The sequence below is a fragment of the Orlajensenia flava genome (assembly GCF_004801905.1).
Lineage (GTDB): Bacteria > Actinomycetota > Actinomycetes > Actinomycetales > Microbacteriaceae > Orlajensenia > Orlajensenia flava.
The window spans coordinates 292,747-315,371 of the sequence record NZ_SSSN01000003.1 but is presented as its reverse complement, the minus strand read 5'-3'; the positions used below and the strand labels follow the sequence as shown (position 1 = coordinate 315,371).

The window sequence follows — 22,625 nt, the reverse complement described above, 5'->3', positions numbered from 1 at the left end:
AGTGTCGCGATTGTTTCGAGCATGTTACGCAGTGGGCGGTCGTTAGACTCTACGGGTGAGCGGCACCGACGATCGACCCCGGAACTTCGGAGAACTCGCTCCCAGCGTGTACCCGGGGGAGCGTCTGGGGCTGCCCGAGAGCGGACCTCGGTCGGTCGCGCGGGCGGGCCGCCGAATTCTCGCACTGCTCATCGACTGGGCGAGCGCCATGCTCGTCTCCCTGCTCTTCACCCCCTACGAGTCGGCCGCGTACACCTGGGTCACGCCGCTCGTGTTCGCCGCGCTGCAGGTCGTGTTCATCCCCACGATCGGCGGAAGCGTCGGACACCGGCTGCTGGGCTTGCGCGTCGTCGCCCTCGTGGGTGGATGGGTCGGCCTCTGGCGGCCGATCGTGCGGTCGGTGCTGCTGACGCTGGTCATCCCGGCGATCGTGTGGGATTCCGACCAGCGCGGATTCCACGACAAGGTCGCCGGAACGGTGCTTCTCCGCGGCTGAGCGAGCGGGGATCAGCGTCAGCGGCGCTGGACGCGCGCCTTGGTGGGGTCGATGCCCTTCGGGATCGGCAGCGAGTTGCGTGACATCGACTCGAGTCGCTTGCTCACGGCGAGCACCTCGGCCTTGGTGAGGTTGGGCTTGACCCGCAGCAGCCGGCGGGGCAGCTTGTGAAGGGGAACGGCGTCGTCATCCGGCCCCACCGAGATCGTCGTGATGGTGACGTTCGGGACGATCTTGGTGACCTTGCGCTTCTCGTCGTCGAGCATGCGGCGGGTGCGCGTCTGCGGACCTTCGCTGATGAGCACGACGCCGCCTCGGCCGACGGCGCGGTAGACCGCGTCGTGGGTCTTGCCGTTGACGGCCACGGGCATCTCACTGCCCACCCAGCCGCGACGGAGGGATGAGCGCAGCACGGCACCCACGGCTCCGGGCTCGCCCTCGATCTGGGAGTACGCGGCGCGCTCGGCTCGACGACCCAGGATGATGAGTGCCACCAGCAGGCCAGCGAGCACGCCGCTGACGATCCACAGGGTGATCGTGAAGGCGTTGCCGTCGCTGAGGAAGAGGGCCAGAACGAGACCGACGACGACGGGCCCGAGGAACCCGAGGATCATGTAGAGCAGCGCGTTCGAGTCGTAGCGGCGGGTCATGTTGAAGACCTGCCACATCTGCTTCAAGCGGCCCGGTTCCTTCGGGGTGGTGCTGGTGCTGGTGGTGCGTGCCATGTCGTCAAGAATACCGGCCTGAGCGCTGGCTAGGAGACGGCTTGGGCGAACGTCCGTTCGCCCTCGGCGAGGTGGGCGAGTTCTGCGGGGATCTCCCGGCCACTGGCCGTCATGGACTGAGCCCAGAGACGTCCGGCGCGATACGACGAACGCACCAGCGGTCCGGCCAGCACTCCGAGGAACCCCAGCTCGCGGGCCTCGTCCGCGAGCTCCACGAACTCCTCCGGCCGGACCCACCGGGCGACAGGGAGGTGACGGGGGCTCGGGCGCAGGTACTGGGTCAGGGTGATGATGTCGGTTCCGGCCTCCCGGAGATCCCGCAGGGCCTGCGAGACCTCGGCGCGCTCCTCGCCCATCCCGAGAATGAGGTTGGACTTGGTGACCAGTCCCGCGTCGCGCCCCGCGGTGATGACGCCGAGCGAGCGCTCGTAGCGGAATGCCGGGCGGATGCGCTTGAAGATGCGCGGCACCGTCTCGACATTGTGAGCGAAGACCTCGGGACGGGCCGAGAACACCTCGGCGAGGTGCACCGGGTTGCCGGAGAAGTCGGGCACCAGGATCTCGACGCCGGTGCCGGGGGACTGGCGATGGATCTCGCGGATGGTCTCGGCGTAGAGCCACGCGCCCTCGTCGGGCAGGTCATCACGTGCGACGCCGGTAACGGTCGAGTACCGGAGCCGCATCTTCACGACGGATTCGGCCACGCGGCGCGGCTCGTCGACGTCGTAGTCGGCGGGCTTGCCCGTGTCGATCTGGCAGAAGTCGCAGCGCCGCGTGCACTGCGACCCGCCGATGAGGAAGGTGGCCTCGCGATCCTCCCAGCACTCGAAGATGTTCGGGCAGCCGGCCTCCTGGCACACCGTGTGAAGGTCCTCGCTCTTCACGAGGCTCTGCATGTCGCGGTACTCGGGACCCATCCTCGCCCGGGTCTTGATCCACTCGGGCTTGCGTTCGATGGGCGTCTCGGCGTTGCGCACCTCGAGGCGCAGCATGCGGCGGCCGTCGGGCGCTGCGGCGGTCATGCCATCACCCACTCGGACTCGAGGCGGCGCTGTACCAGCGGCAGGACATCCGTCGGCGTGACGGTGCGGCCGACCTCGCGCGAGACGGTGGTGATACCGGCGTCGCGGATGCCGCACGCGACGATGCGCTCGTAGGCATCAAGGCCGTTGGAGCAGTTCAGGGCGAAGCCGTGCATCGTCACGCCCTCGGCGACTCGGATGCCGATGGCTGCGATCTTGTCCTGCGTGAAGCCGCGATCGATCCAGACTCCCGATCGACCCTCGACTTGAACCCCGTCGACGCCTACCTCGACGAGGACGTCGATGAGCATCCTCTCCAAGCGGCGCACGTACCCGACCACGTCGATCGGCTCGACGAGGCGGACGATGGGATATCCCACCAGTTGGCCGGGCCCGTGCCAGGTGATCTTGCCACCGCGGTCGACGTCCACGACGGGAGTGCCGTCGGTCGGTCGCTCGTCGGGGGATGTGCGCTTGCCAGCCGTGTAGACCGGGTCGTGCTCCAGGAGGATGACGGTGTCGGGGCGATCGCCCGCGACCACGTCACGATGGACGGCGCGCTGAAGGTCGAGACCCTCGCTGTACGGCACGGAGTTGGCGCTTAGCCCCGCGACGACGAAGTCGAGCATGGTCAGAAGTCTATGTCGGTCCGGACTCCTTCCCGGTCCCCCCTCGTCGCGGGTACTGCACGGGTTCTCGGGCTCTGGACGCATGGTCGCATGCATCTCGGCATGCTGGACGGATGGCGGAGGAGGAGGGCACGATCGCGGGTTTCCGCGTGCTGCGCCGCATCGGAGGAGGACGGCGAAGTGATGTCTACCTCGGAGCGCGACCGGCCGGCGGAGAGCCGGTGGCGATCAAGGTGTTCCGCTCGGACGAGTCCGAGGCCGGGCGAGATGCTGAGCTGAGCATCCTGACCCAGCTGAGCTCTCCCGCGCTCCCGTCCTTCGTCGACGTCTCGAGCATCATCGGGGGAGGTCTGTGCGTGATCGTGGAGCATCTCTCCGGGCCGACACTCGCCCAACTGATCGCTGCGCGTCGTCACTTGGCGGACGGGGAGATCGTGACGCTCCTCGCTCCTCTCGTCGTGACGATCTCGCAGCTGCACGGCGCCGGGTTCGGTCTCGGCGCCATCACCCCGCGGTCGGTGCGGTTCACCGCTGACGGACGACCGGTCATCACCTCTCTGCACGACGCTCGGTCATTGACGGGTCTGGCACCCAATGAGCGCAACGCTCTCCTCCGAGCTGACTACGGTGCACTGGCGGCCTTCGTCGACGAGCTCGCCGGGCTGGTCGAGCGCGCATCGCTCCCGGTCGCCGAACTGCTGCACGCCGCCCAGGTCGGGCGGCCCCTCGAGGATCCGCTGCCCGCGGTGGAACGACGGCTGTTCGCCTGGGCGCATCCCACGCCGATGCTGCTCGGCGCGAGCGATCAGGACACCGACCCCATTCCGGCTCGACTGAGCAGCACGGAGCCCCACATCGTCGACTCTGAAGACGTCAACGGACGGATGTCGTGGGTCGAACGCGCGGCCGGCTGGGCCGACGATGGCCCCTTCCGCCTCCTCCTGGAGCGGCTCCGGACGGTGGCGAGAAATCGTCGACGGCCACTCATCGTTGCCGGAGTGCTCGCTGCCGTGGCCTCAACAACCCTTCTCGTCACGGTGCCGACCGCGACGGCGTCGAGGCCGGTCGACGGGCCTGCAGCATCGTCGGCGACCGCTCGTCCGGCGACGGCCACCTCGGGTCCCGGAGCGACGCCACGTCCTGGAGGGACTGCCACCCCCGATGCGATCACCCTCGACGACCCGCTCGCGGCAGCGGCTGCCCTGATCGCCGCTAGAGCATCGTGTCTGGATCGCGCGTCGCTGCCCTGCCTGTCAGGAGTGGATGAGGCGGGCTCTCCGGCAGCGGAGGCCGACGCCGCGGCGATCCATCGGTCGGCGGACGCGGTGGAGATAGCGCCGACGGTGACGCTCACCCTGTCGGGACGTTCAGGTGACGCCGTTGTCGTCTCCGCCGCTGACACGTCGGGGGATGAGACCAGAACGGCCTCGCTCCTTCTGCTGAGGGGCGAGGCCGGCTGGCGCTTGCGCGACGTGTTCGTCGACTAGATGCCGACTCTGCTAGATGCCGAGGTCCGCCTCGAACGCGCCGGCCTCGAGCCGCGCCTTGACCGCGGAGAGGTATCGGGCTGCGTCCGCGCCGTCGACGATGCGGTGATCGTAGGACAGGGCGAGGTAGACGATCGAGCGGATCGCGATGGCGTCGACACCGTCCTGGCTCACCACCGTCGGCTCCTTGACGACGATGCCCGTGCCGAGGATCGCCGACTGCGGCAGGAACACGACGGGAGTGTCGAACAGGGCGCCACGCGAACCGGTGTTGGTCAGAGTGAACGTTCCGCCGGCGAGCTCATCGGGCTTCAGCTTGTTGTCCCGCGTGCGGGCGGCGAGGTCGGCGATCTGTCCCGCGAATCCGGCGAGGTCGAGCTCCGAGGCGTTCCGGATGACGGGCGTCAGCAGGCCGCGCTCGGTGTCGACCGCGATGGCGAGGTTCTCGCTGTCGGGGTAGACGATCGAGTCTCCGTCAACGGTCGAGTTGATGACGGGGAACGCCTGCAGTGCCTCGACAGCGGCCAGCGCGAAGAAGGGCAGGAAGGAGAGCTTCTGCCCGGTCTTCTCCTGGAACTCGCCCTTCACGCGGTCGCGCAGTTGAGCGACGCGCGTGACGTCGACCTTCACGACCGTGGTGAGCTGAGCGGTCTGCTGCATCGAGGCGACCGCGCGCTCGGCGACGACCTTGCGCAGACGACTCATCGCCTGCGTGGTGCCACGCAGCGGCGAGACCTCGAGGGCCGGGGCCGCCGGCTTCGCCGACGAGCCGGTCTGCGCGTCGAGAACGTCCTGCTTGCGAATGCGGCCGCCGACGCCCGTTCCAGTGACGGTCGAGAGATCGACCCCTTGGTCGTTGGCGAGCTTTCGGACGATGGGTGTGACGTATCCGCTGCCGGCGTGGGAACCGCCGGTGGACGCGGGCGCTGCTGCGGCCTGCGGGGCGGGAGCCGACGCTGCGGGGGCAGGAGCCGCCGCTGCGGGGGCAGGAGCAGCCGTGGGAGTGGGCTCCGCCGTCGGGGTGGAAGGAGCGGACGGAGCGCCGGTCGCCGGCTCGGCTGCCGGTGCCGATTCGGCGGCAGGCGCGGGCTCGACCGGGGCTGCTGGAGCGGGGGCTTCGGCCTCCGTCGGCGCCTCGGATGAGGGAACCTCGGCGGTCGGCGCGTCGCCGGGAGCGGGGGCCTCGGTCGGCGCGGGAGAGTCGCTGGCGGGTGCCTGCTGTTCGGCTGCCGGCGCCTGCTGCTCAGCCGCTGGCGCTTGCTCGGCCGCGGGTGCCTGCTGCTCGGCGGCGGGAGCCTGCTCGGCAGCGGGTGCTTCCTGCTCGGCGGCCGGTGCCTCCTGCTCGGCCGGTGCCTGCTGCTCGGCGGGAGCCTCTTCGGCGGCGGGAGCTTCCGCCGGGGCGTCGCTTCCGCCCGATCCGTCACCGATCGTCACGAGGGCGGTGCCGACCTCGACCGTCTCGTCCTCCTGGACGAGGATCGACTCGATCACACCCGCAACGGGGGACGGGATCTCGGTGTCGACCTTGTCGGTCGACACCTCGAGCAGGGGTTCGTCGACCTCGACGCGGTCGCCCACGTTCTTCAGCCAGCGGGTGACCGTGCCTTCTGTGACACTCTCGCCGAGTGCCGGGAGGCTGACGGATTCGCTCATGGAATAGTCTCCTTCAACAGCGTTCTACGCGTATGTAGCTTATTGCGTTCTGTTCGGCCGAGGCCGAGGATGGTGGGCGATCTGGGATCAGATCGAGTGGAGGGGCTTTCCGGCCAGCATCAGGAATGCCTCGCCGAGCGCCTCGTTCTGCGTCGGGTGCGCGTGGATGAGCGGAGCGATGTCCTCGGGGTACGCCTCCCAGTTGACCGCGAGCTGCGCTTCTCCGATGAGCTCGCCGACGCGTGCGCCGATCATGTGCATGCCGACGATGGGACCGTCGTTGACGCGGACGACCTTCACGGATCCGCTCGTGCCGATGATGTGGCTCTTGCCGTTTCCACCGAGGTTGTAGTCGTAGCTCGTCACCTGGTCGGCGCCGAACTTCTCCTTGGCCTTCGCCTCGCTGTAACCGATGGAAGCGACCTCGGGGTCGCAGTACGTCACCTTCGGGATGTTGATGTCCTCGATGATGATCGGGTTCAGGCCGGCGATCTCCTCGGCGACGAAGATCCCCTGCTGGAAGCCACGGTGGGCGAGCTGGAGGCCGGGGACGATGTCGCCCACGGCGTACACGCCGGGAACGCTGGTGGCGAGACGCTCGTCGGTGATGACGAAGCCGCGATCGATGGTGACACCGGCCTCCTCGTAACCGAGGTTCGCGGTGACGGGGCCGCGTCCGACGGCGACGAGCAGCAGCTCCGCCTCGACCGTCTTGCCGTTCTCGAGGGTGACCACCACGCCGTCGTCGTTCTGGGTGACGCCAGCGAAGCGGACGCCGAGCGAGAACTCGATGCCGCGCTTGCGGAACGCACGCTCCAGTTGCTTCGACACCGACTCGTCCTCGTTGGGGACCAGGTGGGGGAGGGCCTCGATGATGGTGACGTCGGCGCCGTAGCTCTTCCAGACGCTGGCGAATTCGACTCCGATGACGCCGCCACCGAGGACGGCGACCTTCTTCGGCACGTAGTCGAGCTCGAGGGCCTGCTCGCTCGTGATGACACGGCCGCCGATCTCGAGCCCGGGGAGCGAGCGGGAGTACGAGCCCGTCGCGAGGATGACGTTCTTGCCCGTGATGGTCTGATCGCCCACCTGGACGGTGGTGGGCGAGGTCAGTCGACCCTCGCCGGCGATCGTCGTGATGCTGCGTGCCTTGAGCAGCCCCTGAAGGCCCTTGTACTTGCTGTCGACGATGCCCTGGCGGTAGGCGGTGACCGCACCCATGTCAATGCCGTCGAACGTCGTCTTCACGCCGTACTTGGCGGATTCGCGCGAGTAATCGGCGACCTCCGCGGAGTGCAGCAGCGCCTTGGTCGGGATGCAGCCGCGGTGCAGGCACGTGCCGCCGATCTTGTCCTTCTCGATCAGTGCGACGGTGAAGCCGAGCTGGACGGCGCGCAGCGCCGCTGCATAGCCTCCGCTTCCTCCACCGAGAACGACAATGTCAAACGACTGCTCCGACACCCAGCTACTCCTTGGTTCGATAGACCGTGTCCAGGACATGGAAACGCCCGGCCCTGGCCTCCGTGTGAGAGGCGGGCAGGCGAAGAGGCGAGCATGATCCCGCCTCTACGACTGTACTACTCCGCTCGGTGGGCCTCGGCCAGGGCGAGAAGGGTGCGGACGGCGACCCCGGTTGCTCCGGAACCGCTGTGGCCGCGAGGTTTGCCCGAGAGCATGGCGGTTCCGGCGATGTCCAGATGAGCCCAGGGAATGGTCGTCGAACCGTCCTCGGAGCGGCCGATGAATTCGCGGAGGAAGACCCCCGCCAGCAGCATTCCGGCCGCGGTGTCGCCGGGCGTGGCGTTCTTGAGGTCGGCGACGTCGGAGTCGAGCCGACGCAGCAGGTCGTCGGGCAGCGGCATCGGCCAGAACGGCTCTCCCGCGGTCTTCGCCGCACGCAGGACCTGCTCGACGATCGCGTCGTCGCCCATGACGGCCGAGTAGCTGTGACCGAGGGCGACGACCTGGGCGCCGGTGAGGGTGGCGACGTCGATGATGGCGTCGGGATGCTCTTCGCCCGCCGCAACGAGACCGTCCGCGAGCACGAGACGCCCCTCGGCGTCGGTGTTGGTGACTTCGACGGTGCGTCCGCCGCGGATCCGCAGCACGTCGTCGGGTCGCATCGCGGAGCCGGACGGCATGTTCTCGGCGAGGCACATCCACGCCGTCATCCGCAGGGGCACGCCGATCTCGGCCGCGGCGGCGATCACCGCGAGCACCACGGCGGCACCCGTCATGTCGGACTTCATGCTCTGCATCGACGCAGCGGGCTTCAGCGAGAGTCCGCCGCTGTCGAAGGTGATGCCCTTCCCGACCAGTGCGAGGTGCTGTGTCGCGCCGTCAGGGGAGTAGGAGACCTTGACCAGCCGCGGCGGCCTGGTCGAGCCCTTGCCCACTCCGATGATGCCGCCGAAGCCCTGCTCGACGAGCTCGTCCTCCGACCAGACTGTGGCGGTGAGACCACCTTGGTCGGCGACCTGCTGCGCACGATCGGCGAAGTCGGCCGGTGCGAGGTCGGCGGGCGGGGTGTTGACGAGGTCGCGCACCAACGTCACGGCCCGCTCGACGGCGAGGATGCGCGCGCGCTCGGCATCCGTCGGTGCGTCGTCCGTGAGGATCTCGATGTGCGCGACCGGCTCCTTGGACGGGCTCAGGCTGGCGTGTCGGAAAGCGGTGAAGGCATAGCTCCCGAGAGCGGCTCCTTCGGCCAGTGCCAGGATGCCGGCGCCATCCGCGGGAATGGCGAAGGCGACCCGCGACGTGCCGGCCAGCTGACGGATGGCGCTGCCGCCCGCCACTCGGAGCGCGTCCGAGTCGACCGTGCCGCCGAGCCCGACGATCGCCACGGCACCCGCCCGGCCGGTGGGGTCGACCGCACGGATGAGCTGGTCGGGTGCGCCCGTCACGCCCAGGGCGGAGAGGTGCTCGGCCGCTCCCGCGTATGCGGCGTGCGCGACGAGCTCGGGGCCGTCCTCGCCGCGTCGAGCGCCGATCACGATCACCTCGGCGTCGAGGGAGGATGGGTCGGCGGTCGAGAAGGTCAGCTCGGGAGAAGTCATGCTTCGATGCTAGGCGTCGTGCAGCACCGGGCCGACCGTGTGCTGTTCGCTGTGGGCATGAGGCCCCTCGCCGGTGCGGCGACGGGCCGGCCGTAGCATTGATACATGCTCGATCCTCGCGAACTCTACGAGTTGACCCCCGACGCGGCCAACGTTCCCGAGGGGCTGCACCTCGTCGCGGGCATCACCGGATTCGCCGACGCCGGCTCGGCCGTGTCGCAGTTCACCAGTCATCTCGACGAGATCCTCGATGCGGTCCCGGTGGCCGTGTTCGACGCCGACATCCTGCTGGACTACCGGGCGCGCCGCCCCATCATCACGTTCGACGAGGACCACATCAGCGACTACGAGCCGGCCAGGCTCACGCTCTCGTTGGCCCACGACGAGCTCGCCCGTCCGTTCCTCCTGCTGACGGGCTTCGAGCCGGACTTCCAGTGGGAGCGCTTCGCCTCCGCCGTCGAGCAGCTCATCGAGCGGTTCGCCGTCGCGTCGGCGACCTGGGTGCACGCGATCCCCATGCCGGTACCCCACACTCGTCCGATCAGCGTGACGGTGAGCGGCACGCGCACGGACCTCGCCGAGTCCATGTCCGTCTGGCGTCCGCGGACGCAGGCCCCGTCCACGGCGCTCCACCTCGTCGAGTACCGGCTGCAGCAGCGCGAGTTCCCGGTGGTCGGCTTCGTGCTCCTCGTGCCCCACTACCTCGCCGACACCGAATACCCCGCTGCAGCCATCACCGCACTCGAGAGCGTCAGTGCCGCGACCGGCTTGATCTTCCCGACGGATGCGCTCCGCGAGGCCAACCGGGAGTTCCTCGGCCGCATCGACGAGCAGGTGGCCGAGAACGGGGAGCTCACCAAGCTGGTCGACTCCCTCGAGCAACGGCACGACAGTTATATGGAGGGCACGACGCTCCGCTCCCCGCTGACGGATGTCGACGGGGAACTGCCGAGCGCCGACGAGATCGCCGCGGAGCTCGAGAAGTTCCTGGCGCTCCGACGCGGCCGTGACGATGAGACGCCCTTCAGCCGCTGAGCCTTCCGGTTCACCATGAGGGAATAGGATCGGCCCCCATCCGGGTTGCATCACACTGAGCATGGAGGTGGCGCGGAGGTCAGCCGCGCTAGCGATTCGTGCAATAATTGTCAATAGGACCCGTTCATCTCCGGGCGGCGCCGAATCCCACGATGTGGGGCGCGGGCGTCAGCCAGTCGGACTTGACATGGGTCTTAGTAATGTCCATTTTCTCGATCGGCACTCCTATGGCCGGTCGATCCGGGGGAGACGCTCAGCGTTCGTCTCGGATGAGAGGGGTTCGAATGCCAGCCAAAACCGCACCGATCACGGACGCGGCCGTCGAGGCCGCAGCACCCTCCGTCGCGGCCGCAACCGCTACGACGACGAAGCGCGCGACGAAGCCGGCTTCGAAGACGGCCGCCACCAAGGCTCCGGCGAAGACCGCAGCCGCGCCAGCCGCTGGCAAGACCGCCGCCAAGAAGACGGATGACGCCCCCGCAGCACTCAAGAAGCCGACCCGCGCCCGGGCCAAGGCGGCCGACGCGGACGACGAGTCGGACGACGTCGACGCCGAGGCGCTCGAGACCGCTGCCGACGACACGGCAGACGAGCCGTCGGACGAGTCGAGCGACGAGGCTCCCGAGAAGGACGCCAAAGCCGCCGGCGAGGACGCCGACGACTTCGACGACGATGAGGAGGCCAAGCCGGCCGCTGCCGTCGAGCCGCTGCCGACGGGCGCCCTGCGTCTCTCCCTCGTCGACGACGAGGACGACGTGCCGGTTTACTCCTCGCAGATCACCGGCGCCACGGCCGACCCCGTCAAGGACTACCTCAAGCAGATCGGAAAGGTCGCGCTGCTGAACGCGGCCGAAGAGGTCGAGCTCGCCATGCGCATCGAGGCTGGACTGTTCGCGGAGGAGAAGCTCTCGCACCTCTCCGACGTCGAGCGCAAGAGCCAGCTGGGCCGCGAGCTGCAGTGGGTGGCCAAGGACGGTGCTCGTGCCAAGAGCCACCTGCTGGGTGCCAACCTCCGGCTGGTCGTCTCGCTCGCCAAGCGCTACACGGGTCGTGGCATGCAGTTCCTCGACCTGATCCAGGAGGGCAACCTCGGCCTCATCCGTGCCGTCGAGAAGTTCGACTACACCAAGGGCTTCAAGTTCTCGACCTACGCCACCTGGTGGATCCGTCAGGCCATCACGCGCGCCATGGCCGACCAGGCGCGCACCATCCGCATCCCCGTGCACATGGTCGAGGTCATCAACAAGCTCGCCCGGGTGCAGCGTCAGATGTTGCAGGACCTGGGCCGCGAGCCCACGCCCGAGGAGCTCAGCCGCGAGCTCGACATGACCCCCGAGAAGGTCATCGAGGTGCAGAAGTACGGCCGCGAGCCGATCTCGCTGCACACGCCGCTCGGTGAGGATGGCGACAGCGAGTTCGGCGACCTCATCGAGGACACCGAGGCTGTCGTGCCCGCAGACGCCGTGGGCTTCACCATGCTGCAGAAGCAGCTGGAGAGCCTGCTCGACTCCCTCTCGGAGCGCGAGGCCGGAGTGATCCGCATGCGCTTCGGGCTCGGCGACGGCATGCCGAAGACGCTCGACCAGATCGGCGACACGTTCGGCGTCACGCGCGAGCGCATCCGTCAGATCGAGTCGAAGACGATGGCGAAGCTCCGCCACCCGTCGCGGTCGCAGTCCCTGCGCGACTACCTCGAGTAGGAGTCACGGTGCGCTACGCCCCGGCGATCCTCGTCGGGCGATCGGTACGCACCCTCGCCCGGCTGAGGAAGCCGGGCGGGGGTTCTGCCGTACCCGGGCTGGTGGTGAACAGGATCGCGCCGGGCTACCTCGCCCACGCGCTCAACTCCTTCGCGGGCGGTCTCGTGATCGTCTCCGGATCGAGCGGCAAGTCGACGACCACCAAGATGCTGGTCGCCGCCCTGCGCGCGCATGGGCGCAGCGTCTTCACCAACCCCTCTACCGCCAACATCTCGCAGGGCCTCACCTCAGCGCTGCTCGAGGAGGCCGACCTCTCCGGACGCATCGCCCGGGACATCGCCGTCCTGGAGATGGATGAAGGGCACGGCGCTCTCATCGCCCCGCAGCTCTCACCTCGAGTCGTGGCGCTCACGAACGTCATGGTCGACCAGATCGACCGGTTCCACGACCCGGAGATGGTGGCAGGGATGCTCGCCCGCATCGCACATCGGGCGACCGGCACCGTGGTGGTCAACGCCGACGACGCGCATCTCGTCGAGCTCGCCGAGGCATTGCACGATCGGGTGCAGTTCTTGCGCTTCGGGGTGACGACGGAGGTGCTCGACCGGAGCCGGCACGGACTCGGCCACGCCCGCCAGTCCGAGGAGCGCCTGCCAGCAGCCGATGGCGTGCTCGTCACCGCGGTCGACGGCAGGCTGGCGACGCTGTCGGTCGACGGCTTCGAACACACGATCAATCTCCCCGCCCGAGGCGTTCACTACGCGACGGATGCCGCAGCCGCCCTCGCGACCGCGAAGGCCGTCCTCGGCGAGGCGTTCGACGCCGGAGTCGCGTGCGCCGCGATCGGCGCCATCCCGCCGGTGTTCGGCCGCGGGGAAGTGGTCTCCATCGACGGCCAGAACGTCGAGTTCGTGCTCGTGCAGAACCCCGCGAGCTTCCAGCTGAACATCGACACCGTCGACACCGACGCGCCGAAGCTCTTCGCGATCGGCTCCGACGTGCGCGACCCCTCGTACTTCTGGCCGGTCGACACCTCGGCACTCGGTTCCGTCGATATCGTGAGCGGATCGAAGGCCGCCGAACTCGCCCTGCAGTTGGCCTACGACGACGTGCGGATCGGGCGCGTCGAGGACGATCTGGCGCGAGCGATCGACGACTTCCTTGCCGCGCCGCCACCATCGCGGGGGATGAAGACCATCATCTTCTCGGCCGACTCGATGCGCCGCACCCGCGCGCACCTCGGCCTGACGGCGGACACGGAGGTCGTATCGTGACCGTCTCGATCACCGTGGCCGTCATCGCCCCGAGCCTGCTCAACACCAACGGCGACGCCGAGAACGCTCAGGTGCTCGCCCGCCGTGCGCGATGGGGCGGCGCGGAGGCGGTCGTCGTCCCGGTCGAGCATCCCGACGACCTTCCGCCCGATCCCGACGCGATCGTCATCGGGTCGGGATCCGACGCCGACCTGGAAGCCGCCCGCGACCTGCTCCTGGCCATTCACGACGAACTGCGCGTGGCGGCGACCCGCGGCGTGCCGATCCTCGCGGTCGGCACGGGCCTCGAACTGCTCTCATGGGGCATCGAGCACGACGACAACACGGTGACCGAAGGGCTCGGCCTCGTGGCCGGACGCGCGGTGGCGAACACGGCGCGCGTCAGCGACGACATCGTGGTCGCGTCCCCGCGCTTCGGCCGACTGGTCGGCTTCGAGAACCACGCTCGCGCGTACGTCGGAGCCGAGGGGTCGCCGCTCGGTCGAGTCGCCTACGGCGTCGGCAACGGTCGCGACTCGTCGCAGGAGGGCGTCGTCATGGGCGAGGTCATCGGCACCCACCTGCATGGCCCGCTGCTCGCGAAGAACCCGGCGATGGCCGACCATCTGCTCGCGTCGATGTTCACCCGCCTCGGAGCGGGCTACGTGGCGGGGGAGCGAGCCGTCGAAGCCGACAAGCACGCAGCCCGTGCGCGTGCCGCGATCCTCGAGCGTCTGGGGCAGACCGCAGACTGATCGGTAGGCAGACGAGAACGCCCGGAGCAGGCTCCGGGCGTTCTCGTGTGTTCGTGGGGCGTCAGTTCTCGAGAAGTCGAGAGGACTCGTCGTGCCAGCTGTGCGCGATGGAAGCGAGCTTCTCTTGGTGCTTGCGACCGTGATGAGCGCAGAACAGCAGTTCTCCGCTGTTGACCACGACGCGGATGTAAGCCTGAGCTCCGCAGGCGTCGCAGCGATCCAGGGCGGTCAGTTGGTGCGCGGTCTCGAGTTCATCAACGGCGCCGTTCGGGGTGGTGATCTGTGACATCGGACTGACCCTCCTTTTTCGTGACGACTGAACAACCGGTACGTCAATGTAAACACGCACACGGCGACAATCAGGTCGGGTGTCGGGGTATTTCGCTCTGCGCGTACCAATCGTGACCTTCTCGGTCGACCCGTGTCTGCGCGGGCAGCGTCGGGGGCCGCGGCTAGAGTTGACCGACGTGAGCAGCGACTATTCGGCCAGACACCTCTCCGTACTCGAGGGGCTCGAGGCCGTGCGCAAGCGGCCCGGCATGTACATCGGATCAACCGATTCCCGTGGGCTCATGCACTGTCTCTGGGAGATCATCGACAACTCCGTCGACGAGGCGCTCGGCGGGTACGGTGACACGATCTCGGTGACCCTGCACCCCGATGGCAGCGTCGAGGTCCGCGACCGTGCGCGCGGCGTTCCGGTCGACATCGAGCCGAAGACAGGGCTCAGCGGCGTCGAGGTGGTCTACACCAAGCTCCACGCCGGCGGAAAGTTCGGTTCGGGCTCCTACGCCGCGTCGGGTGGTCTGCACGGTGTCGGCGCATCCGTCGTCAATGCCCTCTCCGAGCGGCTCGACGTCGAGGTCGATCGCGGCGGGAAGACCTGGGCCATGTCGTTCCGACGGGGCGAGCCGGGCGTCTTCGCCGATTCCGGAACCCCCAGTCCGACCGCTCCGTTCACGCCGTTCGAGAACGGCAGCGAGCTGCGCGTGATCGGCAAGGTCGCCAAGGCCGTCACCGGCACGCGCGTGCGCTACTGGGCCGATCCGCAGATCTTCACCAAGGGCGCCGATTTCCAGACGGATGAGCTGCTCAGCCGTGCCCGTCAGACCGCCTTCCTCGTGCCGGGCCTCGGCATCACCGTCACCGACGAGCGCGGCTTCGAGCCGCACAGCGACGAGTTCCGATTCGATGGCGGGATCGCCGAGTTCGTCGACCACCTCGCGCCGGACGCTCCGCTCACCGACACGTGGCGACTCACCGGCTCTGGCACCTTCACCGAGACGGTGCCCGTCCTGAGCGAGCACGGCGCGATGGTGCCCACCGAGCTGCACCGTGAGTGCGAGGTCGACATCGCCGTGCGGTGGGGCACGGGCTATGACACCGTCATGCGCAGCTTCGTCAACATCATCGCGACGCCCAAGGGCGGCAGCCACCAGACCGGCTTCGATCAGGGGATGCTCAAGTTCCTCCGAGCACAGATCGAGCAGAACGCCCGACGGTTGAAGGCCGGGTCGGACAAGCCCGAGAAGGACGACATCTTCGCCGGCCTCACGGCCGTGCTCACCGTCCGGCTTCCGGAGCCGCAGTTCGAGGGTCAGACGAAGGAGGTGCTCGGCACGCCGGCCGTGCGCGCGATCGTCGCGAGCGTCGTGGCCAAGGCGATGGCCGAGCGGTTCTCCTCGACCAAGCGCGACGACAAGGCCCAGTCAGCGCTGCTCCTCGACAAGGTCGTCGCCGAGATGAAATCGCGCATCTCGGCGCGAGCGCACAAGGAGACGCAACGCCGCAAGAACGCGCTGGAGAGCTCGTCGCTGCCCGCCAAGCTGGTCGACTGCCGGTCGAGCGACGTCGCCCAGAGCGAGTTGTTCATCGTGGAGGGCGACTCGGCGCTCGGAACGGCCAAGCTGGCCCGGGACAGCGAGCACCAGGCCCTCCTGCCCATCCGCGGCAAGATCCTCAACGTGCAGAAGGCGAGCGTCTCCGACATGCTCTCCAACGCCGAATGCGCGTCGATCATCCAGGTGATCGGCGCCGGCTCAGGGCGCACCTTCGACATCGCGTCGGCGCGGTACGGCAAGGTCATCATCATGAGCGACGCCGACGTCGACGGGGCCCACATCCGTACCCTGCTCCTCACCCTGTTCTTCCGTTACATGCGTCCCATGATCGACGAGGGCCGGGTGTTCGCGGCCGTTCCGCCGCTGCACCGTGTAGTGGTGATGAATCCGGGCTCCAAGCCGAACGAGACCGTCTACACCTACTCGGAGGCCGAACTGGGCCGCGTCCTGGCGACGCTCGACAAGCAGAACAAGCGCTATCAGGACCCCATCCAGCGCTACAAGGGACTGGGCGAGATGGATGCCGACCAGCTGGCGGGGACGACGATGGATCGCCGGCACCGCACGCTGCGTCGGGTGAACCTCAGTGATGCTGAGAACGCGGGGCGCGTGTTCGAGCTGCTCATGGGCAACGAGGTCGCCCCCCGCAAGGAGTTCCTCATCGAGAGCTCCGACCGGCTCTCGCGGGAGAGCATCGACGCGTGATGCGCGGCTAGTCGATCGCGCGTCCGACGGCGGCAACCACCGCGTCGAGCGGAACACCCGATGCGTCGCGCTTGGCTCCCGGGTCCGGCAGCGTGCGGGCAGTGCCGTCGGCCGCGACGGCCATCGCCGGAGCCGGTCCCGCCCACGCGAGCGAGAGTGCCCCCTCGCCCTTGAGGAAGCGTTGTGCGCGCACTCCGCCCGTCGCCCGTCCCTTGGCCGGGAACTCTGAGAGGGGACTGACCTTGCCTGAACCCGGGTCGGTTCCGAGCAGCGTCTCCGCGCCGGTGGCGATCGTCACGACGACGGTCTCGTCCGCAGCGGACGCCGGAACGATGCCGAAGAACAGGACGGTCGCCCCTGCGCCGAGGTTGACCCCGGCCATGCCACCGGCGGCGACGCCCTGGGGTCGCACGGATGAGGCGGGGAAGCGCAGCAACTGGGCGTCCGTCGTCACGAACACGAACTCGTCGGCGTCGCTGCCCTGGGCGACACCCACCACCTCGTCGCCGGGCTTGAGCGTGATGAGTTCGAAGTCCGGGCGGGCCGGGTAGCCGCCGGCCGCCACCCTCTTGACGACGCCGAGCCGCGTGCCGAGGGCGATGGGGGAGTCGCCGACGAGGGACACGAGGCTGAGGACGCGCTCGGATCGATCGGTGAGGCTCAGGTAGTCGGTGATGCGGACGCCGGCCCCGAGTTGCACCGATGTCTCCGGAAGGACCGGCAGGTCGACGGGCGTGAAGCGCACCAAGCGGCCCTTGCTTGTCACCGCGCCGATCTCGCTGCGACTGGTCGTGTCGATGCTCGACCGCACGGCATCGTGCTTGCTTCGCCGACGCTGACGGGGCGCGGCGTCGGGATCGCGCTCCGCCAGATCCACCCGGGCGATCCGGCCGGTCGCCGTCAGGTAGACGCGACAGGGGGCGTCGGCCACCTCCAGCTCGGCAGCAGCCCTCTTGGCTGCAGCGCCGGCGATGGACGGCTTCGCCTCGGTCAGGAGCGTTCGACGCGGCGTGCCGAAACGGTCGGCGATCTCGCCGAGCTCGTCGGATACGAGGGCGCGGATGCGGTGGTCGGCCGCGAGCAGGAATTCGAGCTCCTCGATCTCGGCGCGCAGCTTGTCGCGCTCGGCCTCCAACTCGATGCGGGAGAACCGGGTGAGGCGCCGTAGCTGCAGCGCCAGGATGTAGTCGACCTGCAACGCACTGAGGTCGAAGACCTCGATGAGTCGGGCGCGCGCGGCAGCGGTGTCGTCGCTCGAACGGATGACCTGGATGACCTCGTCGATGTCCAGGATGGCCACGAGGAGTCCGTCGACGAGGTGCAGTCGGTCGCGTCGCCGTGCGAGTCGGTAACGGGAACGCCGGGTCACCACGTCGACGCGGTGCTCGACGTAGACCACCAGCAGCTCGCGGAGTCCGAGCGTTCGCGGACCGCCGTCCACGAGCGCAACGGCGTTGATGTTGAAGGAGTCCTCGAGCGGCGTGAGCCGGTACAGCTGCTCGAGCACGGCATCCGGGCTGAAACCGGTCTTGATGCCGATGACCAGTCGCAATCCGTTCGTGCGATCGGTGAGGTCGGTGACATCCGAGATACCGCTGATCTTCTTGGCGGTGACCCCGTCCTTGATCTTCTCGATGACCTTCTCGGGGCCGACGAGGTAGGGCAGCTCGGTGACGACGAGGCCGGTCTTGCGGGCGGTGATCTGCTCGACGCGCACCTTGGCGCGGGTCTTGAAGCTTCCGCGGCCGGTGGCGTAGGCGTCGCGGATGCCGGCGAGTCCCGCGATGGTTCCCCCCGACGGCAGGTCGGGTCCGGGAACGAACTCCATCAGGTCGTCGAGGGTGGCATCCGGATGGGAGAGCAGGTGCCGGGCTGAGCAGATCACCTCGATGAGGTTGTGGGGCGCCATGTTGGTGGCCATGCCGACGGCGATGCCGCTCGCTCCGTTGACCAGCAGGTTCGGATAGGCCGCCGGGAGCACGTCCGGCTGCTGGGCGGAGTTGTCGTAGTTCGGCACGAAGTCGACGACGTCCTCGTCGAGGCTCTCCGTCATCGTCATCGCGGGTGCGGCCAGGCGCGCCTCGGTGTAGCGCGGAGCAGCGGGCCCGTCATCCAGCGACCCGAAGTTGCCGTGCCCGTCGACGAGGGGCACGCGCAGGGTGAACGCCTGCGCCATGCGCACGAGGGCGTCGTAGATGGCCGTGTCACCGTGAGGGTGGTACTTGCCCATCACCTCGCCGACGACCCGGGAGCTCTTCACATGACCGCGATCGGGCCGCAGGCCCATCTCGCTCATCCCGAACAGGATGCGCCGCTGCACGGGCTTCAATCCGTCGCGCGCGTCGGGGAGGGCTCGTGAGTAGATGACGGAATACGCGTATTCGAGGAACGAGCCCTGCATCTCCGCCGCGACATCGACATCCTCGATGCGTTCGGTGATCTCGTTCGCTGGTGTGGAGTTCTGGCGGGCCATCCGTGTCTTCTGCTTGTCGGTTCTGAACCGGGGTTCTGCACCGCCCGGCCTGTGCGAGACTGAGCGCGATGCCCATGGTACCTGCCGCTCCGACCCCTCCTCCGAGGCTGGCCGACGTGCTCGCAAGTTGCCTGGCCAGTGCGCTCGGCGCGCCCAATCGCCTCGATCTGCCGGCCGTGAGGCATGCGGTGGTCGTGCTCGTCGATGGGCTGGGAGCCGCCAATCTCCGGCAGGCGGCCGGTCACGCGCGCTACCTGTCGACACGGTTCACCAAGCGGGCGGTGATCACCGGCGTCTTCCCGGCGACGACGGCCGTCGGGCTCGGTTCGCTGTGCACCGGAGTCGATCCCGGTCAGCACGGCCTGGTCGGCTATCGCGTGCTCGACGCGGCCAACGATCGCGTGGTCAATCAACTCAGCGGCTGGGACGATGGCATGGTTCCCACCGTCTGGCAGCCGCTGCCCACGGTGTTCGAACGAGCCGTCGCTGCCGGCGTGCCCGCTTATGCCGTCGGCCCTCATCGCTTCGCCGATTCGGGACTCAGCCAGGCCCTGCTCCGGGGCGCCCAGTACGTCCCCGCCCGCTCCATCGCCGACCGTTTCGCGCGAGCGAGCGAGCTGATCGCCTCGACCGAGCGAGCCCTCGTCTACGTGTACGTGCCGGAACTCGACATGGCCGGCCACGCGCGCGGCTGGGAATCCGATCGCTGGATCGGCGAGCTCGAGACCCTCGACGCCGAGATCGCGGCTTTCGCACGCACCCTGCCGTCCTCGACCGGCGCGTTGGTGACCGCCGACCACGGCATCCTCGACGTTGCAGCCGAGAAGCAGGTGCTCTTCGACACCGCGCCCGAGCTGATCGCGAACGTCCGCCACGTCGGCGGCGACCCCCGGTGCCTCTACCTGTACATCGAACCCGATGCTCCGCACGGGGCGGTCGACAGCCTCGCCCGGTCGTGGCGGGACCTCGAGGGGCACCGAGCGCGGGTGTTCACCCGCGACGAGGCGGTCGCCGACGGACTCTTCGGCGAGACGACGGATGCCGCACGCTCGCGCATCGGCGACGTCGTCGTCTCCGCACGGGCGCAGATCGCCTACTACGACTCGCGGGACCCCAACGTGTCCGCCCGGCAGATGATCGGGCAGCACGGCGCGTTCACCGACGACGAGATGCGCGTGCCGTGCATCCGTCTGGGCGCCTTCGAGCGCTGAGCCCTACTTCGGGAACTGCCCGCGCTTGACCTGCGGCTTCGGAAGCCGGATGACGCGCAGCTGCAGTGACCGCATCGCGGCGTACCAGCGCACCTTCTCCACCTTGTCTGCGCCGAACTTCGCGGCCAGTTTGCGGTTGAGGGTGAAACCGAGGATGACGACGTCGATGACGGCGATGATGAAGAAGGCCCAGAGCACGAGGATGCCGTACGTCTGGACGGTGTAGTCGGGGATGAAGGTCAGCACGATGACGATCGCCATCACCGGGAGCATGAACTCGCCGATGCCGAACCGCGCGTCGACGTAGTCGCGCACGTAGCGCTTCTGGGCGCCGCGGTCGCGAACGGGAAGGTAGCGCTCGTCTCCCGCGGCCATGCCGACGCGAGCCTTCTCGCGAGCGACCGCTCCGGCGGCTCTGGCGTCCTTCGCGGCCTGCTTGCGATCATTCGGCACCAGGGGGCGCTTACGCGCAGCCTCCTGCTCGCGTCGAGTGGGCGTCGGAGCGCCCTTGCCGCTCTTCAGGCGGGCCGCCGTCTCGTCGGCGGTCTCGATGATGGACTCGGCGCCCTCGGGCGCAGTCTGCTTGGCCACAGTTGGTTCCTCGCACAATCGGTTCACTTAAGATTACCCGCATGAGCAACGAGCATGATACAGCCGTTTCCGACGTCGATCCGGGTCAGGCGGCCGTGCGGAGGGCTGTCGATGACGGCTTCACCGCCACCATCGCCGACCTGACCGACCTGGTGCGCATCCCATCGGTCTCCTGGCCCGCCTTCGACCAGTCTCACGTGCACCGCTCCGCTGAGGCCGTCGCCGACCTGATGCGCGGACTCGGAGTCTTCGACGACGTCTCCATCCGTCAAGCGCCTGTCGCTGATGGAGGAGAACTGGGCAACCCGGCCGTGCTCGCGTCCCGCGCGGCCCGGAACGGCGCGCCCACCGTCCTGCTCTACGCTCACCACGACGTCCAGCCCCCCGGAGACGCTGATGACTGGGACTCGCCCCCGTACGAGCCGACGTTGCGTGGGGATCGGCTGTACGGACGAGGAGCCGCTGACGACAAGGCGGGAATCATGGCGCACGTCGCCTCCATCCGCGCCCTGGTCGAGGCGCACGGAGCCGAGTTCGATCTCGGCATCGCCGTGTTCATCGAGGGAGAGGAGGAAGCCGGATCGCTGAGCTTCGCGAACTTCCTCGATGAGAACCGCGATGCGCTGGCCTCGGATGTCATCGTCGTCGCCGACTCCGGCAACTGGGACACCGAGACGCCGGCCATCACGGTCGCCCTGCGCGGGAACGTCGCGTTCCGGTTGACCGTGCGCACCCTCGACCACGCCGTGCACTCCGGGATGTTCGGGGGAGCGGTCCCGGATGCGATGCTCGCGATGGTCCGCATCCTCGCGAGCCTGCACACCGAGGACGGTTCGGTGGCGATCGACGGGCTGACGTCGCGAGAGGCGCCGACACCGGAGTATCCCGAGTCGCAGCTGCGCGCCGAGACGGGACTGCTCGATCAGGTCTCGCCGATCGGCACAGGAACCATCCTCAGCCGCATCTGGGACAAGCCGGCCGTCACGGTCACGGGCATGGATCTGCCGAGCGTCGGCAACGCCTCCAACACCCTGCTGCCGAGCGTCGCGGCCCGCGTCAGCGTGCGCATCGCACCCGGACAGACGGCGACGGATGCCCTCGCCGCGATCGACACCCACATCCGGGCCAACACGCCGTTCGGGGCGGTCGTCGAGATCGACAAGGTGGAGAAGGGCGACCCGTTCCTCGTCGACACGTCCGGCTGGGCCGTCGCGGAGGCGACCGCCGCCATGGAGGATGCCTGGGGGCGCCCCGCCGTGGAGATGGGCGTCGGCGGATCGATCCCCTTCATCGCCGACCTCGTGCGCGTCTTCCCCGAGGCCCAGATCCTCGTCACGGGTGTCGAGGACCCCGACTCGCGGGCGCACAGCCCGAACGAGTCGCTCCACCTCGGCGTCTACAAGAAGTCCGTGCTCGCCGAGGCCCTGCTCCTCGAACGCCTGAACGCGCGCGGAGCGGACGGTCGATCGTCCAGCGCGGCGGGTTAGAATCTGATCAGTCCTCCCCTCGACAGCGCCAGGCGCGAAGGAGCATCATGACCGACACCACCACCCGGGTCGCCGAGCACGGCGTCCTGCTCTCCGAGACGGCATCGTCGAAGGTCAAGAGCCTGCTGAATCAGGAGGGTCGCGATGACCTTCGGCTGCGCGTCGCCGTTCAGCCCGGCGGATGCTCCGGCCTCATCTACCAGCTCTACTTCGACGAGCGGATGCTCGACGGCGATGCCACCGTCGACTTCGACGGCGTCGAGGTGATCGTCGACAAGATGAGCGTGCCCTACCTCGACGGAGCGACCATCGACTTCGAGGACACCATCCAGAAGCAGGGCTTCACCATCGACAACCCGAACGCCCAGGGGAGCTGCGCCTGCGGCGACTCGTTCCACTGAGGCTTTATCAGCTCCGGCTGGGGATCATCCGAAAGGGTGGTCCCCGGTCTCGGTTAAGGCTCGATTCACGCCCCGAAGTGGCCGTCATGCACTCGTGCGGTG

19 protein-coding genes are annotated in these 22,625 nt (G+C 68.5%); 10 read left to right on the top strand and 9 right to left on the bottom strand.

Annotated features, from left to right (window positions below):
• The first annotated feature begins 55 nt into the window (after positions 1 to 55).
• A complete protein-coding gene (locus E6C70_RS03330; protein ID WP_136422200.1) occupies positions 56 to 496 on the top strand; it encodes an RDD family protein in 441 nt (146 codons plus the stop codon).
• 17 nt (positions 497 to 513) lie between these two features.
• Here the strand turns inward: E6C70_RS03330 and E6C70_RS03325 are convergent, their stop codons facing one another.
• Genes E6C70_RS03325 through lipB form a run of 3 tightly spaced genes read right to left on the bottom strand, consistent with a single transcriptional unit; the run spans position 514 to position 2,872 of the window.
• A complete protein-coding gene (locus E6C70_RS03325; protein WP_136422198.1) occupies positions 514 to 1,221 on the bottom strand; it encodes a DUF4191 domain-containing protein in 708 nt (235 codons plus the stop codon).
• Between the two features lie 29 nt (positions 1,222 to 1,250).
• Positions 1,251 to 2,243: a lipoyl synthase gene (lipA, locus tag E6C70_RS03320; RefSeq protein ID WP_207670029.1), complete on the bottom strand. Its 993-nt coding sequence runs from the start codon at positions 2,241 to 2,243 to the stop codon at positions 1,251 to 1,253.
• Positions 2,240 to 2,872: a lipoyl(octanoyl) transferase LipB gene (gene lipB / locus E6C70_RS03315; protein ID WP_136422197.1), complete on the bottom strand. Its 633-nt coding sequence runs from the start codon at positions 2,870 to 2,872 to the stop codon at positions 2,240 to 2,242. The genes lipA and lipB overlap by 4 nt, the downstream gene beginning before the upstream one ends.
• A 113-nt stretch (positions 2,873 to 2,985) precedes the next feature.
• Here lipB and E6C70_RS03310 point away from each other — a divergent pair, with 113 nt between their 5' ends.
• Positions 2,986 to 4,359, top strand: coding sequence for a serine/threonine-protein kinase (locus E6C70_RS03310; protein ID WP_136422195.1), 1,374 nt, complete (start codon positions 2,986 to 2,988; stop codon positions 4,357 to 4,359).
• 12 nt (positions 4,360 to 4,371) lie between these two features.
• Here E6C70_RS03310 and sucB read toward each other — a convergent pair whose 3' ends face one another.
• The 3 genes from sucB to E6C70_RS03295 all read right to left on the bottom strand — a co-directional run bounded on the left by sucB (position 4,372) and on the right by E6C70_RS03295 (position 9,071).
• Positions 4,372 to 6,012 carry a 2-oxoglutarate dehydrogenase, E2 component, dihydrolipoamide succinyltransferase gene (gene sucB / locus E6C70_RS03305; protein WP_136422193.1) on the bottom strand — a complete coding sequence of 547 codons (1,641 nt, stop codon included), beginning with the start codon at positions 6,010 to 6,012 and terminating at the stop codon, positions 4,372 to 4,374.
• 87 nt (positions 6,013 to 6,099) lie between these two features.
• The gene (lpdA, locus tag E6C70_RS03300) at positions 6,100 to 7,473 is read right to left on the bottom strand and encodes a dihydrolipoyl dehydrogenase (RefSeq protein ID WP_136422191.1); all 1,374 of its coding nucleotides are present in this window, start codon (positions 7,471 to 7,473) and stop codon (positions 6,100 to 6,102) included.
• Positions 7,474 to 7,589: 116 nt separating this feature from the next.
• On the bottom strand, positions 7,590 to 9,071 hold the full coding sequence (locus tag E6C70_RS03295; RefSeq protein ID WP_136422189.1) for a leucyl aminopeptidase: 1,482 nt from the start codon (positions 9,069 to 9,071) through the stop codon (positions 7,590 to 7,592).
• A gap of 105 nt (positions 9,072 to 9,176) precedes the next feature.
• Between E6C70_RS03295 and E6C70_RS03290 the strand changes: the two genes are divergently transcribed.
• From E6C70_RS03290 to E6C70_RS16610, 4 genes are all read left to right on the top strand, one after another.
• Complete coding sequence (locus E6C70_RS03290) at positions 9,177 to 10,106, top strand: proteasome assembly chaperone family protein (protein WP_136422187.1); 930 nt, start codon at positions 9,177 to 9,179, stop codon at positions 10,104 to 10,106.
• 284 nt (positions 10,107 to 10,390) lie between these two features.
• A complete protein-coding gene (locus tag E6C70_RS03285) occupies positions 10,391 to 11,806 on the top strand; it encodes an RNA polymerase sigma factor (protein ID WP_136422185.1) in 1,416 nt (471 codons plus the stop codon).
• An 8-nt stretch (positions 11,807 to 11,814) separates the two neighbouring features.
• Positions 11,815 to 13,080, top strand: a complete 1,266-nt coding sequence (locus tag E6C70_RS03280; protein WP_136422183.1) for a MurT ligase domain-containing protein — start codon at positions 11,815 to 11,817, stop codon at positions 13,078 to 13,080.
• Positions 13,077 to 13,814 carry a type 1 glutamine amidotransferase gene (locus E6C70_RS16610; RefSeq protein ID WP_168770845.1) on the top strand — a complete coding sequence of 246 codons (738 nt, stop codon included), beginning with the start codon at positions 13,077 to 13,079 and terminating at the stop codon, positions 13,812 to 13,814. Before E6C70_RS03280 ends, E6C70_RS16610 begins: the two co-directional genes overlap by 4 nt.
• Positions 13,815 to 13,875: 61 nt before the next feature.
• On the opposite strand, the gene E6C70_RS03270 is transcribed toward E6C70_RS16610, so the two are convergent.
• On the bottom strand, positions 13,876 to 14,103 hold the full coding sequence (locus E6C70_RS03270; protein WP_136422179.1) for a DUF7455 domain-containing protein: 228 nt from the start codon (positions 14,101 to 14,103) through the stop codon (positions 13,876 to 13,878).
• A 178-nt stretch (positions 14,104 to 14,281) separates the two neighbouring features.
• Between E6C70_RS03270 and E6C70_RS03265 the strand changes: the two genes are divergently transcribed.
• Positions 14,282 to 16,360, top strand: a complete 2,079-nt coding sequence (locus E6C70_RS03265; protein WP_136422178.1) for a DNA gyrase/topoisomerase IV subunit B — start codon at positions 14,282 to 14,284, stop codon at positions 16,358 to 16,360.
• Between the two features lie 7 nt (positions 16,361 to 16,367).
• Here the strand turns inward: E6C70_RS03265 and E6C70_RS03260 are convergent, their stop codons facing one another.
• Positions 16,368 to 18,833, bottom strand: coding sequence for a DNA gyrase/topoisomerase IV subunit A (locus E6C70_RS03260; RefSeq protein WP_136422176.1), 2,466 nt, complete (start codon positions 18,831 to 18,833; stop codon positions 16,368 to 16,370).
• A 68-nt stretch (positions 18,834 to 18,901) separates the two neighbouring features.
• On the opposite strand from E6C70_RS03260, the gene E6C70_RS03255 reads away from it, so the two are divergent.
• Positions 18,902 to 20,044: an alkaline phosphatase family protein gene (locus E6C70_RS03255; protein ID WP_235833252.1), complete on the top strand. Its 1,143-nt coding sequence runs from the start codon at positions 18,902 to 18,904 to the stop codon at positions 20,042 to 20,044.
• 3 nt (positions 20,045 to 20,047) lie between these two features.
• On the opposite strand, the gene E6C70_RS03250 is transcribed toward E6C70_RS03255, so the two are convergent.
• A complete protein-coding gene (locus tag E6C70_RS03250) occupies positions 20,048 to 20,635 on the bottom strand; it encodes a DUF3043 domain-containing protein (protein ID WP_136422174.1) in 588 nt (195 codons plus the stop codon).
• A 41-nt stretch (positions 20,636 to 20,676) separates the two neighbouring features.
• On the opposite strand from E6C70_RS03250, the gene E6C70_RS03245 reads away from it, so the two are divergent.
• Together E6C70_RS03245 and erpA are read left to right on the top strand one after the other, a co-directional pair.
• Entirely contained in the window at positions 20,677 to 22,122 is a 1,446-nt protein-coding gene (locus E6C70_RS03245; RefSeq protein WP_136422172.1) for a dipeptidase, read from the top strand.
• A 47-nt stretch (positions 22,123 to 22,169) separates the two neighbouring features.
• On the top strand, positions 22,170 to 22,523 hold the full coding sequence (erpA, locus tag E6C70_RS03240; protein ID WP_136422170.1) for an iron-sulfur cluster insertion protein ErpA: 354 nt from the start codon (positions 22,170 to 22,172) through the stop codon (positions 22,521 to 22,523).
• Positions 22,524 to 22,625: the final 102 nt, after the last annotated feature.

What these genes read in the sequence shown, in the direction of transcription:
- E6C70_RS03325 (WP_136422198.1), bottom strand. Translation starts at nt 1,221, where the DNA reads ATGGCACGCACCACCAGCACCAGCACCACCCCGAAGGAACCGGGCCGC.
- lipA (WP_207670029.1), bottom strand. Translation starts at nt 2,243, where the DNA reads ATGACCGCCGCAGCGCCCGACGGCCGCCGCATGCTGCGCCTCGAGGTG.
- lipB (WP_136422197.1), bottom strand. Translation starts at nt 2,872, where the DNA reads ATGCTCGACTTCGTCGTCGCGGGGCTAAGCGCCAACTCCGTGCCGTAC.
- E6C70_RS03310 (WP_136422195.1), top strand. Translation starts at nt 2,986, where the DNA reads ATGGCGGAGGAGGAGGGCACGATCGCGGGTTTCCGCGTGCTGCGCCGC.
- sucB (WP_136422193.1), bottom strand. Translation starts at nt 6,012, where the DNA reads ATGAGCGAATCCGTCAGCCTCCCGGCACTCGGCGAGAGTGTCACAGAA.
- E6C70_RS03295 (WP_136422189.1), bottom strand. Translation starts at nt 9,071, where the DNA reads ATGACTTCTCCCGAGCTGACCTTCTCGACCGCCGACCCATCCTCCCTC.
- E6C70_RS03290 (WP_136422187.1), top strand. Translation starts at nt 9,177, where the DNA reads ATGCTCGATCCTCGCGAACTCTACGAGTTGACCCCCGACGCGGCCAAC.
- E6C70_RS03285 (WP_136422185.1), top strand. Translation starts at nt 10,391, where the DNA reads ATGCCAGCCAAAACCGCACCGATCACGGACGCGGCCGTCGAGGCCGCA.
- E6C70_RS03270 (WP_136422179.1), bottom strand. Translation starts at nt 14,103, where the DNA reads ATGTCACAGATCACCACCCCGAACGGCGCCGTTGATGAACTCGAGACC.
- E6C70_RS03260 (WP_136422176.1), bottom strand. Translation starts at nt 18,833, where the DNA reads ATGGCCCGCCAGAACTCCACACCAGCGAACGAGATCACCGAACGCATC.
- E6C70_RS03255 (WP_235833252.1), top strand. Translation starts at nt 18,902, where the DNA reads ATGCCCATGGTACCTGCCGCTCCGACCCCTCCTCCGAGGCTGGCCGAC.
- E6C70_RS03245 (WP_136422172.1), top strand. Translation starts at nt 20,677, where the DNA reads ATGAGCAACGAGCATGATACAGCCGTTTCCGACGTCGATCCGGGTCAG.
- erpA (WP_136422170.1), top strand. Translation starts at nt 22,170, where the DNA reads ATGACCGACACCACCACCCGGGTCGCCGAGCACGGCGTCCTGCTCTCC.